Below are 14,465 nucleotides of genomic sequence, written 5' to 3'. Positions count from 1 at the left end.
CCCGATTGTGCCGGGCCCCGCACGATCACCCCAGGGGTTTACGGTGCGCGGGTGCGACCGGGGTGCATCGACCCGCTGGACGGTTCAGCTCCGGTCGCGACCTTCTCTGCGCATCCGCTCGCGCTCCTTCTCGGACATCCCGCCCCAGACCCCGAACCGCTCGTCGTTGGCGAGTGCGTACTCCAGGCAGGCCAGACGCCCTTCGCAGGCGTTGCACAGCTGCTTGGCCTCGCGGGTCGAGCTGCCCGGGGCGGGGAAGAAGAACTCGGGCCCGGCCTGCGCGCACAACGCGGTCTCCTGCCAGGCGAGTGCGTCGTCGGTCACGGTGTTGATCAGCATGGTGACCACGGTGCCCGGTGGCGATAAACAACTGATCAACGATTCATCAATCCGCCGCGCCGGTCCCGCTGCTACTGCCTCGGCTCGGGCCTCATGACCGCGAAGACGGCCCCGTACGGATCGGCGATGTTGGCCATCTTGCCGACGCCGGGCACCTCCATGGCGGCCAGGGTCTCCGTGCCGCCGAGCCGCTCGGCCTCGGCCACCGTGGCGTCCACGTCGGCGACGTCGAAATAGGGCAGCCAGTGGGGGCCGCGGGCGGCCTCGGTCGGGACGTCGCCCATCCGGACCAGGCCGCCGAACGACGCCTCCGGGCCGGCGCCGGCCGGGTGGACCGTGGTGTAGGTGTAGTCGGTGCCCTCCACCTTCAGCGCGTCGGTCCGCCAGCCGAGGACGCTTCCGAAGAAGGCGGCCGCCGCCGGGACGTCGGGGGTGTACAGCTCGGCCCAGAGGAACGAGCCGGGCTCCTGGACGACGCCGAAGCCGGGGTGTTCCTTCGGCTGCCAGACACCGAAATACGCTCCGGCCGGGTCCGTGAAGCCGCCCATGCTGCCGAAGTCCAGGACGTCCATCGGCTCGAACGCGGCGCTGCCGCCCGCCCGCTCCACCGCCGCCGCGGTGGCGGCGACGTCGGGTGACTGGAAGGAGACCGACCAGGCGCTCGGCGACTCCTCCTCGGACACCGTCATCACCCCGCCGACGTACCGGCCGTCCAGGGTGAGCATGCCGTAGCCGCCGACCTCGGGACCGCCGGGGATCAGGTCCCAGCCGAACAGGCCACGGTAGAACGCGACGGCCCCGTCGAGATCGGGCGTGCCGAGATCGACCCAACTGGGCGCTCCGTCGAGGAAGGTGGGGCTGATCATGGCGTGCTCCTCAGTCGATCCGGTGGATCCGCTCGTCCGGTCCGGGTGGTCCCGCTCGTCGGTACCGCCGGGGTGGTTCCTCTCGTTCCGAGTCTTGCACCGGGCACGGACGACCGCAGTCCGCGCGGGGCCGACCGGGGCGTTCCACCGGCGGGCGCTCGCCCCCGCCGTACGGCCCAGGGTAGGCATCGCGCACCCGCCGGGGCCAAGCGTTGGACCGGCGCGTCGCCCGCCCGCCTCCCCGTCGACCGGCCGTCGCGAGGGGGCCGGGAGTGTCGGCGGGGCGTGGCACGATGGCGGGGAGGCCACAGGAGCGGGTCCCGGGGCTGCGCGACGCCTCCTCGGGAACAGAAGGACGCAGATGAAGCAGAGCGGGGCGGCGGGCGGGACGCTCGCGCGGGGGGCCGCCGGGGGTCAGGTGCCCACCGGCGGCGCGGCCCGTGAGCTGCTCGCACGGGCGGAGCGGCTCCTGGAGAGCGCCCGGGCCGTGCCGGCGGACCGGGCGGCCGCCGTGGACACCGTACGGTCGGTCCTCGATCCGCTGCTCGACGCCCTGGTGGACCAGGAGCTGGCCCACATCCCCGTCGGCCGGCTCAAGGACGTCACGGAGGGACGGCTGCGTCTGGTGGCGCTGGAGCAGGCCGGGTTCGGCACGGTCGGGCAGGTCCACGGCACCGGTCGCTACGAGCTGCGGCAGCTCCCCGGGGTCGGTGCGCACACCGCCGACCAGGCGCTGGCCGCCGCCGGACAGATCGCCCACGCCGTACGGGACACCGTCTCGGTGCGGATCGACGTGGACGCCCCGGACGACACGAGCACCGCCCTGGTGATCGCCCTGCACCGGCTGGTCGAGGCCGGTACGGAGGCGCGGCGGGCGGTGGACGCGGCCCGCCGGCTCGGCGAACGGCTCGGCCCTCCGGTGGCGGCGGCCGCACCGGCCGGGAGCCGGCTGCGGATGCTGTTCAGCGGGCGGGAGAAGCGGACGCGGGTGCGTCAGGCCCTCGACGCGGTGCGGTCGGCCGTGGCGGACGCGGTGGAGCGGGAGCTGCCGGTGCTGTTCGCGCAGGCGTCGGCCGATCTGCTGCGCTCACCGGCGTCGCCCGCCGAGGCCTGGGTGGACTTCGAGCTGCGGTCCGCCGAGTACTACAGCCTGCTCGCCGAGCTGTCCGGCAGCGGTCCCGACCGCGATGCCGCCGAGGGCTTCCTGCCCGCCGGAATCGCCGACCGGGTGCGTGCGCTGCGCCTCGACGACACGCGTCTACGGGTGTCCCTGCGGGGCTATCAGGCGTTCGGGGCGCGCTTCGCGCTGACGCAGAAGCGGGTGATCATCGGCGACGAGATGGGGCTCGGCAAGACGGTGCAGGCCATCGCCGCGCTCGCGCACCTCGCCGCCCACGGCGAGCGGCACTTCCTCGTGGTGTGCCCGGCGAGCGTGCTGATCAACTGGACCCGGGAGATCCGGGCCCGCTCCACCCTGCGTGCCGTTCCGGTGCACGGCGCGGAGCGGACCGAGGCGTTCGCGGACTGGCGGGAAGGCGGCGGGGTCGCGGTGACCACCTTCGACGCGCTGCATCTGCTGCCCGAGGGGGCGGCGGCCGAGGTGCGGCCCGGGATGCTGGTGGTGGACGAGGCCCACTTCGTGAAGAACCCCGAGGCCCGCCGGTCCCGGGCGGTCGCGGGCTGGGCGGAGCAGGTGGAGCGGGTGCTGTTCCTCACGGGCACCCCGATGGAGAACCGGGTGGAGGAGTTCCGCAGCCTGGTGCGCCAACTGCGGCCCGAACTCGCGCCGTCGGTCAGCTCCACGCACGGCGCGGCCGGTTCGCGGGCCTTCCGCCGGGCCGTCGCCCCCGCCTATCTGCGCCGCAACCAGGTGGACGTGCTGGCCGAACTCCCGGCGCTGGTCCAGGTGGACGAGTGGGAGGAGTTCGGGGCCGAGGACCGGGAGGCCTACCGCGAAGCGGTCGCCTCGGGGCGGTTCATGCGGATGCGCCGGGCCGCCTATGCCGTGCCCGGGACCTCCGCCAAGCTGGAGCGGCTGCGCGAACTGGTCGACGAGGCACGGGACAACGGCCTGAAGGTGGTCGTCTTCTCCTACTTCCGCGAGGTCCTCGCGACGGTCGGCGACGCCCTGGGCCCGGACGCCTTCGGACCGCTCTCCGGAAGCGTCCCGCCCGCCCGGCGGCAGGAGCTGGTGGACGCGTTCTCCTCCGTGGACGGGCACGCGGTGCTGCTGAGCCAGATCCAGGCCGGCGGCACCGGGCTGAACATGCAGGCCGCCTCCGTGGTCGTCCTGTGCGAGCCGCAGATCAAGCCCACCCTGGAGCACCAGGCCGTCGCCCGTGCCCACCGGATGGGCCAGGTGCGCACGGTCCAGGTGCACCGGCTGCTGGCCACGGACAGTGTGGACCAGCGCCTGGTGGAGCTGCTGGCCCGCAAGGACCGGCTCTTCGACGCGTACGCGCGGCGCAGCGACCTCGCGGAGACCACCCCGGACGCGGTGGACGTCTCCGACGCCGAGCTGGCCCGGCGCATCGTCGAGGAGGAGCAGCGGCGGCTCGTGGACGACTCCCGCCGGCCGTGACCGGGCCCGCCCCCTCCGCGGGCCCCGCGACGGCCGGGGTCAGTGCTGGTGCTCCGCCGCACCCGTGCCGGCGCTCTTCTTCTCGGCCTTCTCGGTCTTCTCGCCCGTCTTCTCCCCGGCCTTCTTCTCCGTGGCCCCGGCCGTGTGGTGGTGGGGCTCGTAGCCCGGGATCGTGCCGTCGGGCTTCTTGATCAGCAGGAGCCCCGCCATCCCCATGTCGGAGTGGCTCTGGACGTGGCAGTGGTACATCCACGCACCCGCGCCGACGCGTTCGCCCGCGATGATCTGGAGGCCGAAGGAGTCCGCGGGTCCGCAGATCTTGTTGTCGATGACCCGGCTGGGGTCGTCGGGGCCGGTCAGCAGACCGGTGCGGTTGTCGGCCCAGCGATGACCGTGGATATGGAAGGTGTGGTAGTACTCGCCGTGCGTGATCATCACGAATTCGAGCCGGTCGCCCACCGTGGCCTCGAAGTTGACGCTGTTGTGCTCCGCCTTGTTGTTGATCGTCATGTCGTTGAAGACGACCGTGCACGTCTGGTCCGGCAGGATGTCGCCCTTGCGGCGCACGATGACCGGCCCGTAGAGGCCCTTGCGGATGCCGCCGGTGCCGTGGTCCGTGCCGACGACATGGTCGTGGTAGTGCCAGTAGCCCGCGCTGCCCGGCTCGTAGGTGCCGTCCTTGCGGTTGCCCGGCTTGTGGGTGCGCCAGGTGTACGTCCGGGTGCCGCCGGGCTCCACGTGGCTCTTGTTCATCCGGGTGCCGTCGTTGGCGATGTCGTAGTCCACACCGTGCACATGGAGGCTGGCGTCGACGTCGGTGAGGTTCTCGAACTCGATGTGCAGGGTGTCGCCCTCGTTCAGCTCGATGAGGGGTCCGGGAATCGAGGCCTTGCCCTTCTCGAAGCCGTAGCCCAGCTCGCCGTTCGGCAGCTTCTCGGCGTACATCTTCAGTCGGCGGGTGACGCCGCCCGCCGGGGCCGTACGCGGCGGGTTCTCGGCCGAGCTTGCCTCCACCGCCCCGAGCGACAACGATGTCACCCCGGTCGCGGCGGCCGCCGCGCCGCCGACCAGCATCCGCCGGCTGAAGGTCCTTCGGTCCATGTCGAACTCCCCACTGCGATAAGGAAACTGGCGAAGCCGCCGGTACGGAACGGCGCTCACGGGATCCCCGGAACGGGCCACACCGTAGCCGGGGCATCTCCGTTTATCCACACTCAGGACAAAGTTCGTGCGATTGCTGCCGTAGCTATTGGCGGACCGCGAAAAGAGGTCTAGCTTCGTGCGCTGTCGCAATGAATCAAGAGCCGGCGAACCACGAGCCAGTAGGTCGACAGCTCCTGACGAAGAGTGAGCAAGCCACAGTCACCGAGAGGTGCAGTGACCACAGAGGGGTGGGTGACCACATGCAGCGCGCATCACATCACCGGTCCAGATCACGACGCGGCCTCGCGGCGGCCGTGGCGGCCGGCGCACTGACCGTGTCCATGCTGGGCAGCGGCGGCCCGGCCAGCGCCGACACATCGCCGGACCGGGCCCTGGTGGAGAAGATGGCGACAACGTTGTCGCTGCCCTCTCCGCCGGGCGCGAAGAACCAGGTGAAGGTGCTGGTGTTCCACGCGTCGGCGGGTGACGAGGCCCCGTACACGGACGCCGGGATCGCGGCGATCGAGAAGATCGGGCTGACCGGTCCGGAGGCCCAGCGGTTCACCACCGTGGCCACCGCCGACCCGAAGGTGTTCACCAACGGCAAGCGGCTCGGCTCCTTCCACGCCGTCGTCTTCCTCACCGGCGGCGGCGACGTCCTCGACCCGGAGCAGGAAGCGGGCCTGGAGGCGTACATGGAGGCCGGCGGCGGCTTCCTCGGCGTCCATGACGCGGCGCGCACCGAGCCCTACTCGGACTGGTTCACCGGACTGGTCGGGGCCCGCCCGGCGGCGAACAGCCCGGCCACCGTGCAGCGCGCGACGGTCGAGATCGGCGACCGGGTCCACCCGGCCACCAAGAGCCTGCCGTTGGAGTGGAAGCGGCCCGACAAGTGGCTGAACTGGACGAAGAACCCGTCCGGTGACGTCCACACCGTGGCGCGCGTACGGGAGTTGACGTACAAGCCGGGCGCGAGTGCCAACGGCTGGGACCACCCGGTCTCCTGGTGCCGCGACTACGACGGCGGCCGCTCCTTCTACACGGCCATGGGCGGTACGGCGGACAGCTTCGCCGAGACCGACTTCCGCGACCATCTGCGCGGCGCGCTCTCCTGGACGAACCGGACCTCGCAGGCCGACTGCAAGGCGACGATCACCTCCAACTACACCGCCGAGCGAGTCACCGAGCCCAACCAGCCGGGCCAGAACGACCAGATCGGCGAGCCGCACGGTCTGGTGACCGCCCCGGACGGCCGGGTCTTCTACATCGGGCGCGGCGGGGCCGACAGCTCCCAGCCGGTCGTCATCGACTGGAACGACCCGAACATCGGCAAGGGCAAGGGCGAGATCCACGTCTACGACCCGAAGACCGGGAAGGTCACCCTGGCCGGTGCGCTGGACGTCTTCGGCAACAAGGGCGGCGGCGACGAACTGGTCAAGGTCGAGGAGGGGTTGCTCGGGATCGAGCTGGACCCGGACTTCGCTTCCAACGGGTGGGTGTACCTCCACTACACCCCGCACGCGAAGATCGACCGCGACAAGCGCATGGCGACCCGGCAGGTCTCCCGCTTCACCTTCGACTCCGCGAGCAACAAGCTGGACCTGGCCTCGGAGAAGGTGCTGCTCGACTGGCCGGTGCAGATCAACAGCTGCTGCCACGCGGGCGGCGGCATGGCGTGGGACTCGAAGGACAACCTGTACATCGCGACCGGTGACAACAACTCCTCCGGTTTCAGCGATGGTTACTCCGGCAACAACCCGCAGCCGAACTACAAGGGCGTCTCCTTCGCCGACGCGCGGCGCACGGCCGGCAACACCAACAACCTCAACGGGAAGATCCTGCGGATCCACCCGGAGGACGACGGCACGTACACCCTGCCCTCCGGCAACCTCTTCACCGGCGAGGAGCCGGACGAGGGCGGCGGCAAGACGCGCGGCGAGATCTATGTGATGGGCGTGCGCAACCCGGCCCGGATCTCGATCGACCCGTCGACGGACACGCTGTACGCGGGCTGGGTCGGCCCCGACGCGGGCGCGCCTTCCACCACCTGGGGCCCGGCCAAGTACGACACGTTCGCCGCGATCACCAAGGCGGGCAACCACGGCTGGCCGTTCTGCATGGGCAACAACCAGCCCTACCGGGACCGTAATCTGCCGGATCCGACCAAGCCGCTGGGCTGGTACGACTGCGACGCCCCGAAGAACGAGTCGCCGAACAACGACGGGCTGGTCAAGCTGCCGCCGGTCACCCCGAACACCATCTGGTACTCGCCGCAGGGCGGCGGGGTCGACTACCCGCGCGACGAGAACGGCGTACCGAGTTACAAGGCGGAGGAGGGCAAGGAGCTGCTGCCCTGGCTCAAGGGCGGCGGGCAGGCCACGATGAACGGCCCGGTCTACCGCTACGACGCGCAGAGCGAGTCCACCGCCAAGTGGCCCGCCTACTGGGACGGCAAGTGGTTCGTGGGCGACTTCTACGACGACACCCAGCCCCGGCACGCCGTGCTCACCGACCCGAAGACCGTCGGCAAGGGCGGACTGCCCACGCACGCCGAGTCGTTGAAGAAGATCATCCCGGTCGGGGCGGACGGCATCCGCAATCTGATGGACTGGAAGTTCGCGCCGGACGGTTCGCTGTACGTCCTGGACTACGGGCGCGGCTTCTTCACCTCCGACTCCAAGTCCGCGCTGTGGCGCGTGTCGTACAAGGGCGGCGGCGCGACGCCGGCCGCCGCGGATCTCGTCGGAAAGGCGGCGGCGAAGTGAGACATCTCCCCTACCTCGCACGCAGGCGGCACCGTCCGCCGAGCTTCTGGGTGGCCCTGCTGGCCTCCCTCCTGATGGTCCTCGGGCTGACCTCCACGGCCGCGTACGGCAAGGGCGGCGACGGTCCCGGGGCCAAGGCCGCCGACCAGGTGCTGACCTGGACGGCCGGCGATCCGATCGACCACTATCTGACCGCGCCGAAGACGGCGGTGGCCGGCAAGGCGACGATCGTCTTCGAGAACAGCACGGCGACCGGGAACACCACGAGCATGCCGCACACGCTGACGTTCAGCGTGTCGGACCCGGAGTTCAACAACGACGTCCAGCTGAACATCCTGGCCAACCCCGGTGACTCCGAGGGCGGCAAGCACAGTGTGGAGGTCACGCTGTCGCCCGGCCGGTACTTCTACCACTGCACGATCCCCGGACACGGCCAGATGCAGGGCATCCTGACCGTCACCGAGGGCAGCGGCGAGGACACCGAGGCCCCCGCGACCTCGGCGAAGGTCGACGGCGACCAGAACGGCGACGGCGCGTACATCGGCCAGGCCACGGTCACCGTCGAGGCCACCGACGAGGGTTCCGGCGTCGACACGGTCGAGTACGCGCTCGGCGCGGACGGCGACTGGCAGCCGTACACCGCGCCCGTCGTGGTGAACGAGGTCGGCGACCACACGGTCCGCTACCGGGCCACCGACAAGGCGGGCAACGCGGCCGAGGAGAAGTCCGTCGACTTCGCGGTGGCCGCCCCGCCGACCGACGACGAGACCCCGCCGGAGACCTCGGCGACCGTCACCGGCGAGAAGGACGACGCGGGCGCGTACCTGGGCATGGCCACGGTCACCGTGACCGCGTCCGACACCGGGTCCGGCGTCAACACCATCGAGTACGCGCTCGGCGCGGACGGCGACTGGCAGCCGTACACCGCACCGGTGATGGTCCACGAGGTGGGCGAGCACACCGTCCGCTACCGGGCCACCGACCGGTCGGGCAATGTCGCGGACGAGAAGTCCGTCGACTTCACCGTGGTCGAGCCGCCGTCGCAGGACCAGACGGCTCCGGAGACCTCGGTGAAGGTCGAGGGCGACAAGAACAGCGACGGCGCGTTCATCACCAGCGCCAAGGCCACCATCTCCGCGACCGACGACGACTCGGGCGTGGACAAGGTCGAGTACAGCCTCGACGGCGGACCGTACCTCGCCTACACCGCCCCGGTGATCGTCGACCGGGTCGGCCACCACTCGATCGCCCACCGGGCGACGGACAAGGCGGGCAACACCTCCGAGGCGAAGAAGGTGTCGTTCACCATCGCCCAGGGCGGCGGGGTTCCCGCGCCGAACTGCGCGGAGTTCGACGAGCGGCACACGGTCTTCGTCGGCACGATCGACACGGGCGTCCCGAACCGGATCACCCGTAACCGCTGCACGATCAACGAGCTGATCGAGGACGAGAAGGACTGGTCCTCCAACGCCCTGTTCCTCAAGCACGTGAAGTCGGTGCTGGACAAGCTGAAGACCGACGGCGTCATCGACCAGCGCGAGCGCAAGGCGATCAACCAGGCCGCCAAGCAGTCGGGCATCGGCAAGCCGGGGCAGTCCGAGGGCTACACCAAGCTCTTCGACGGCACCGCGGCCTCGCTCGCCAAGTGGGAGCAGGTGGGCGGCGGCAAGTTCGAGCTGAACGAGGAGGAGGGCTCGATCACCAGCTCCACCACGGTGGACGGGATGGGCATGCTGTGGCTGCCGAACCGGGCCTACGGCGACTACTCGCTCAAGCTCCAGTGGCGGGACGACGCCCCGGGCTCGGGCAACGCCAACGGCGGGGTCTTCGTCCGCTTCCCGAAGGTCCACGACCACCCGGAGGAGTCGCGTCCGGAGTGGGTCGCCATCAAGTACGGCCATGAGATCCAGATCAACGACCGGCCGGACGGCGACATGTACAAGACCGGTTCGGTGTACGGCTTCGACCGGGTGGGTCTCGGGGGCGCCGGGGTCACGCCCAAGGGCACCTGGAACGACTACGAGATCAAGGTGGTGGACCAGCACTACGAGATCTACCGCAACGGTGTCCTGATCAACGAGTTCGACAACACCGGCGGTCAGCTCTTCGAGCCGCCGCGCGGCGACGACCCGGGCACCGACGGCCGGCGGTTCGCCTCCGGTTACATCGGGCTCCAGGTGCACGGCGTCACCGACGTCATCTCGTACCGCGACATCCGCATCAAGGAGCTGTAACCCGCGGGGAAGAGTCTCAGGTGGCCGCGGCCGCATGCTCCGGCGTGCGGGCGCGGCCACCTGGGTGTCGGTGCCGCCACACCCAGAAGACCGTGCAGGAGACCAGCGCCCAGGCGGCGAGGACCAGATACGGGAAGACGAACTGGTGGCCCTGGTAGTACACGGCGGTGTGCTGGGCGTTGACGGACGCGCCCGGCGGCAGCCAGCGGCCGATGTGGCCGAGCGCCGAGGGCAGCAGCGGCCAGGACACCGCCCCGCCGGAGGACGGGTTGCCGAGCAGCACCATGACGCCCCAGGTCGGGATCATCGCCCAGCGGCCCATCAGGGTGTTGAACATGGTGAAGACCATGCCGGAGGTGAACATCGTGAACGCCAGGATCAGCCAGGACTGGACGAACGGCAGGTCCACCGCACCCAGCCACCAGTCCACGGCCGCCGCGATGGCGAAGCCGCCGAGCAGGGCGTAGGCGGCGGTGAAGGCGATGCGCTCGGCCGGGTTGAGCCCGTGGGCGTGCACGCTGAGCTGGATCGCACCGAGGAAGCCCATGATCACGGCGGCCAGCGAGATGTAGAACAGGGCGAGCCCGCGCGGATCGCCCCGCTGGAGCGGCTTGACGTCCCGGACGGTGACCTCGACACCGGTGGCGTCCCCCACCTCGAGACCCGCCTTGCCGAGCAGTTCGGCCACGGACGCGCCGGAGGCTCCGGCCACGTCGAGCGCCACCCCGCCGTCGGCCGCGCGCACGATGGCGAAGACCTTCTGTTCGTCCAGGGCGCGGCGGGCGTCGGCGACGTCCGGATAGTCGCGCAGCTCCAGCGAGGCGTCGAGCGCCTTCTCCATCCCGGCGACGAACGCCTCGCCGCGCTCCACCTGCGGCTCGGTGACCAGGGCCGCCGGGATGCGGTGCGGAGTGGGGTTGGCCATGGCGTACGTGTAGGAGCCGGCGAAGAGTCCGGCCGCGGCGGCGACGATCAGGACGAGGACGGTCGCGGGCAGGAACGGGCTGTTCTTGTACGCCTCCCAGCGCTCGCGGAGCGTGAGCGGCCGCCCGTGCGCACCGTGCCGCTCGCCGCTCCCGCCCGGCCCGCCGTTCTCGCCCCCCGTCCCGCCGCTCCCGCTCCCGCTCACGCCATCTCGCCGTCGTCGTCGTGGCGGGCGCGGCTGGGCTGGACGCGCTTGGGCTCGCCGGGCATCTTCGGGTACTCCGGCGGGTAGGGCATGTCGCCGAGCCCGCGCTCCTTCTCGTCCCGGTCGGCCAGCTCCAGCAGCCCGTCCAGCCGGAACGCCTCCTGGTCCATGTCCGCGTGGACGTCGCCGAGTTCGGCGTACCGCCCCGGCATCGTGCGGAGGTCGAAGTCGCGAGGTTCGGCGTCGTCGATCTCCTCCCAGCGCAGCGGCGCGGAGACCGGGGCGTGCGGAAAGGGGCGTACGGAGTAGGCGGAGGCGATGGTGCGGTCGCGGGCGGTCTGGTTGAAGTCGACGAAGATCCGCTCCCCGCGCTCCTCCTTCCACCAGGCGGTCGTCACCCGCTCGGGCATCCGCCGCTCCAGCTCGCGCCCGGCGGCGATGGCGGCGCGCCGCACCTCGACGAAGGTCCAGGCGGGCTCGATGGGCACGAAGACATGCATCCCGCGCCCGCCGGAGGTCTTGGGCCAGCCGCGTACACCGTGGTCCTCCAGGACCGAGCGCAGTTCGTGGGCGGCGGTGACCGCGTCGGCGTAGTCGGTGCCGGGCTGCGGGTCCAGGTCGATACGGAGCTCGTCCGGGTGGTCGGTGTCCCCGGCCCGCACCGGCCAGGGGTGGAAGGTGAGGGTGCCGAGGTTGGCGGCCCAGATCACGGCGGCGAGCTCGGTCGGGCAGATCTCGTCGGCGGGACGCCCGCTGGGGAAGGCGATCCGCGCGGTGGGGATCCAGTCGGGGAGGTTCTTCGGGGCGCGCTTCTGGTAGAAGAAGTCGCCCTCGACCCCGTCCACGAAGCGCTGGAGCGTGGTCGGCCGGTGGTTCAGGGCACGCGTGATGCCGGGGCCGACCGCCAGGAAGTACTCGGCCACGTCCCTCTTGGTGTAGCCCTTCTCCGGGAAGTACACCTTGTCCGGGTTGGACAGCCTCACGGCCCGTCCGCCCGCGTCCAGCTCCACCGCAGCTCCCATGACGGCCACCGTAGGCCGGTCGCACATATGCCGCACATCGGGCGACATGGGTGGGTGCGCGGTCCAGAATCGGGCCATGGACCTGCCGGTGATGCCGCCCGTGAAGCCGATGCTCGCCAAGTCGGTGGCCAAGATCCCGCCGGGCATGGCCTACGAGGCGAAGTGGGACGGCTTCCGGGCGATCGTCTACCGGGACGGCGACGAGGTCGAGATCGGCAGCCGTACGGGCAAGCCGCTGACCCGCTACTTCCCCGACCTGGTCGACGCCGTACGGGACAACCTTCCGCCGCGCTGTGTGATCGACGGGGAGATCGTCATCGCCCACGAGGGGCGGCTCGACTTCGAGCGGCTCAGCGAGCGCATCCATCCGGCGGACTCCCGGGTGCGGATGCTCGCCGAGCAGACCCCGGCGAGCTTCATCGCCTTCGACGTCCTCGCGGTCGACGACACCTCTCTTCTCTCCACCCGGCAGGCGGACCGGCGGGAGGTGCTGAAGGCGGCGCTCTCCGGCGCGTCCGCGCCCGTCCTCCTCGCCCCGTCCACCACGGACATCGAGATCGCCCGGGAGTGGTTCGACCGGTACGAGGGCGCCGGGCTCGACGGGGTCGTGGCGAAGCCGCTCGACCTGCCCTACCGGCCCGACACCCGGGCCATGTACAAGATCAAGCACGAGCGGACCGCCGATGTCGTGGTGGCGGGCTACCGCGAGCACAAGAGCGGCCCGGTCGTCGGCTCGCTGCTGCTCGGCCTGTACGACACCGACGGCGTGCTCCAGCACGTCGGGGTCTGCGCGGCCTTCCCGATGAAGCGGCGTGCCGAGCTGGCCGAGGAACTCGCCCCGCTGCGCTGCGCGTTCGCCGAGCATCCGTGGGGCGCGTGGGCGGACGCGGCGGCGCACGAGCAGTCCCGGCTGCCGGGCACGCAGAACCGGTGGACGGGCAAGAAGGACCAGTCCTGGGTGCCGCTGCGCCCGGAGCGGGTGTGCGAGGTGGCCTACGACCACATGGAGGGCGACCGGTTCCGGCACACCACCCAGTTCCGTCGGTGGCGGCCGGACCGGTCCCCTGCCGGCTGTACGTACGCGCAGCTGGAGGAGGTCGTCTCCTACGACCTGTCCGAGGTGCTGTCAGGCGGCTGACTCCGGGGCACCGGTCGGCGTGGCGCAGGGCTCGTCCGACCCGCCCGGGTCAGGTGTGCCGGCGTCGTCGGACGGGGACGGCGACGGGGTGTCGCCGGGGCAGCCCGGGTCGGTCCCGCCGGGGTCGGGCGGTGTGGTGGGCCCGGTCGGGTCGGGGCTGGGGCTCGGGCCGGGCTCGGTGGGGCCCGGGTCGGTCGGGTCCGGGCTGGGGCTCGGGCCCGGTTCGGTGGGGCCCGGGTCCGTCGGGTCCGGGCTGGGGCTCGGCGAGCCGGGACCCGTGGGGCGCGGTGTGGGCGTCGGGCTCGGCGGCCGCGTGGGCTGCGGGCCGACGACGACACCGCCGTCGCCCTTGCCGGGACGTTCCGGCGCGCCGGGGCCGCCGACCGGGGCCTTGGGCCGGGTCTTTCCGCCGGGCCCCGGGCTGACCGGGAGGACGCCCTCGCCGTCGGCGACCGGGTGGCTGCCCTTGCGGTAGAACTCCAGCCAGGACAGCACCGTCCGCAGATAGGTGTCGGAGCGGTTGTAGCTGAGGATGGCCCGGTCCAGGTCGGCCCGCCGATTCAGATCGCGGGGCCCGGCGCAGAGGTAGTGCCCGGCGGCGAGCGCCGCGTCGTAGATGTTGTTCGGGTCCTTGCGGCCGTCGCCGTTGCCGTCCGCGCCCCAGGACGCCCAGGTGGACGGGATGAACTGCATGGGCCCGACGGCCCGGTCGAAGGCGCGGTCGCCGTCGTACGCCCCCTTGTCGGTGTCCCGGATCAGCGCGAAGCCGTTGCCGTCGAGCGCCGGGCCGAGGATCGGGCTGAGCGTCGTCCCGCGGGCGTCGACCCGCCCGCCGGAGGCCTGGCCGGACTCGACCTTGCCGATCGCCGCGAGCAGCTGCCACGGCAGTCCGCAGCCCGGGTCGCTGCGGCCCACCGCACTCTCGGCCTTGCGGTAGGCGGCCAGGACGGTGGCCGGAATGCCCGCATCGGACCAGGCGCGGACCACCACGGGGTCGGGTTTCGCGCCGGGCTTCAGGGGCTTCGGCGGCTTCGGGGACCGTAGCGGCGGCAACTCGGTGTGGTAGACGTCGTCGCCCGGCACGTCGGTCCACACGACGTCGTCGGAGGCCGCCGCCTTCTCCTGCCGTGGCTCGGGCAGGGCGAACCCCGGGGCCTGGGACGCGGTGAGCGCGGTCATCGCGGCGACGGCGGTGGCCGTGGTGCTCAGCCGGCGGCGCACGGTGCGGTCGAACCTCATGGGGGCTCC

General features: G+C 71.5%; 10 protein-coding genes. 4 read left to right on the top strand and 6 right to left on the bottom strand.

Annotated features, from left to right (window positions below):
- Positions 1-84: 84 nt before the first annotated feature.
- Positions 85-339 carry a WhiB family transcriptional regulator gene (locus ACSMXR_RS32370; protein ID WP_137228643.1) on the bottom strand — a complete coding sequence of 85 codons (255 nt, stop codon included), beginning with the start codon at positions 337-339 and terminating at the stop codon, positions 85-87.
- Positions 340-410: 71 nt separating this feature from the next.
- Positions 411-1,205 carry a VOC family protein gene (locus tag ACSMXR_RS32365; protein ID WP_137228645.1) on the bottom strand — a complete coding sequence of 265 codons (795 nt, stop codon included), beginning with the start codon at positions 1,203-1,205 and terminating at the stop codon, positions 411-413.
- 361 nt (positions 1,206-1,566) lie between these two features.
- On the opposite strand from ACSMXR_RS32365, the gene ACSMXR_RS32360 reads away from it, so the two are divergent.
- On the top strand, positions 1,567-3,786 hold the full coding sequence (locus ACSMXR_RS32360; RefSeq protein WP_473170508.1) for a DEAD/DEAH box helicase: 2,220 nt from the start codon (positions 1,567-1,569) through the stop codon (positions 3,784-3,786).
- A gap of 39 nt (positions 3,787-3,825) precedes the next feature.
- Here ACSMXR_RS32360 and ACSMXR_RS32355 read toward each other — a convergent pair whose 3' ends face one another.
- A complete protein-coding gene (locus ACSMXR_RS32355) occupies positions 3,826-4,887 on the bottom strand; it encodes a multicopper oxidase domain-containing protein (protein WP_137228651.1) in 1,062 nt (353 codons plus the stop codon).
- 302 nt (positions 4,888-5,189) lie between these two features.
- On the opposite strand from ACSMXR_RS32355, the gene ACSMXR_RS32350 reads away from it, so the two are divergent.
- Together ACSMXR_RS32350 and ACSMXR_RS32345 are read left to right on the top strand one after the other, a co-directional pair.
- On the top strand, positions 5,190-7,694 hold the full coding sequence (locus ACSMXR_RS32350; protein WP_364886924.1) for a ThuA domain-containing protein: 2,505 nt from the start codon (positions 5,190-5,192) through the stop codon (positions 7,692-7,694).
- Positions 7,691-9,928 (top strand): OmpL47-type beta-barrel domain-containing protein, encoded by a 2,238-nt coding sequence (locus ACSMXR_RS32345; protein WP_473170507.1) that lies wholly within the window; start codon positions 7,691-7,693, stop codon positions 9,926-9,928. The genes ACSMXR_RS32350 and ACSMXR_RS32345 overlap by 4 nt, the downstream gene beginning before the upstream one ends.
- Before the next feature lie 16 nt (positions 9,929-9,944).
- Here the strand turns inward: ACSMXR_RS32345 and ACSMXR_RS32340 are convergent, their stop codons facing one another.
- A complete protein-coding gene (locus tag ACSMXR_RS32340) occupies positions 9,945-11,057 on the bottom strand; it encodes an ABC-2 transporter permease (RefSeq protein ID WP_473170506.1) in 1,113 nt (370 codons plus the stop codon).
- Positions 11,054-12,079, bottom strand: a complete 1,026-nt coding sequence (ligD, locus tag ACSMXR_RS32335; RefSeq protein WP_240805776.1) for a non-homologous end-joining DNA ligase — start codon at positions 12,077-12,079, stop codon at positions 11,054-11,056. Before ligD ends, ACSMXR_RS32340 begins: the two co-directional genes overlap by 4 nt.
- Before the next feature lie 76 nt (positions 12,080-12,155).
- Between ligD and ACSMXR_RS32330 the strand changes: the two genes are divergently transcribed.
- A complete protein-coding gene (locus ACSMXR_RS32330) occupies positions 12,156-13,217 on the top strand; it encodes an ATP-dependent DNA ligase (protein WP_473170505.1) in 1,062 nt (353 codons plus the stop codon).
- On the opposite strand, the gene ACSMXR_RS32325 is transcribed toward ACSMXR_RS32330, so the two are convergent.
- Positions 13,206-14,456, bottom strand: a complete 1,251-nt coding sequence (locus ACSMXR_RS32325; protein WP_473170504.1) for a lytic transglycosylase domain-containing protein — start codon at positions 14,454-14,456, stop codon at positions 13,206-13,208. The genes ACSMXR_RS32330 and ACSMXR_RS32325 overlap by 12 nt on opposite strands.
- Between the last annotated feature and the right edge of the window lie 9 nt (positions 14,457-14,465).

Source organism: Streptomyces sp. DSM 106670 (assembly GCF_055792845.1).
Note: the sequence above shows the minus strand (reverse complement) of the source record. Positions and strands in the feature narration are given on the sequence as shown.

Excerpts from the sequence above, each read along its gene's own strand:
- ACSMXR_RS32370 (WP_137228643.1), bottom strand. The coding sequence starts at position 339 with ATGCTGATCAACACCGTGACCGACGACGCACTCGCCTGGCAGGAGACC.
- ACSMXR_RS32365 (WP_137228645.1), bottom strand. The coding sequence starts at position 1,205 with ATGATCAGCCCCACCTTCCTCGACGGAGCGCCCAGTTGGGTCGATCTC.
- ACSMXR_RS32360 (WP_473170508.1), top strand. The coding sequence starts at position 1,567 with ATGAAGCAGAGCGGGGCGGCGGGCGGGACGCTCGCGCGGGGGGCCGCC.
- ACSMXR_RS32355 (WP_137228651.1), bottom strand. The coding sequence starts at position 4,887 with ATGGACCGAAGGACCTTCAGCCGGCGGATGCTGGTCGGCGGCGCGGCG.
- ACSMXR_RS32350 (WP_364886924.1), top strand. The coding sequence starts at position 5,190 with ATGCAGCGCGCATCACATCACCGGTCCAGATCACGACGCGGCCTCGCG.
- ligD (WP_240805776.1), bottom strand. The coding sequence starts at position 12,079 with ATGGGAGCTGCGGTGGAGCTGGACGCGGGCGGACGGGCCGTGAGGCTG.
- ACSMXR_RS32330 (WP_473170505.1), top strand. The coding sequence starts at position 12,156 with ATGGACCTGCCGGTGATGCCGCCCGTGAAGCCGATGCTCGCCAAGTCG.
- ACSMXR_RS32325 (WP_473170504.1), bottom strand. The coding sequence starts at position 14,456 with ATGAGGTTCGACCGCACCGTGCGCCGCCGGCTGAGCACCACGGCCACC.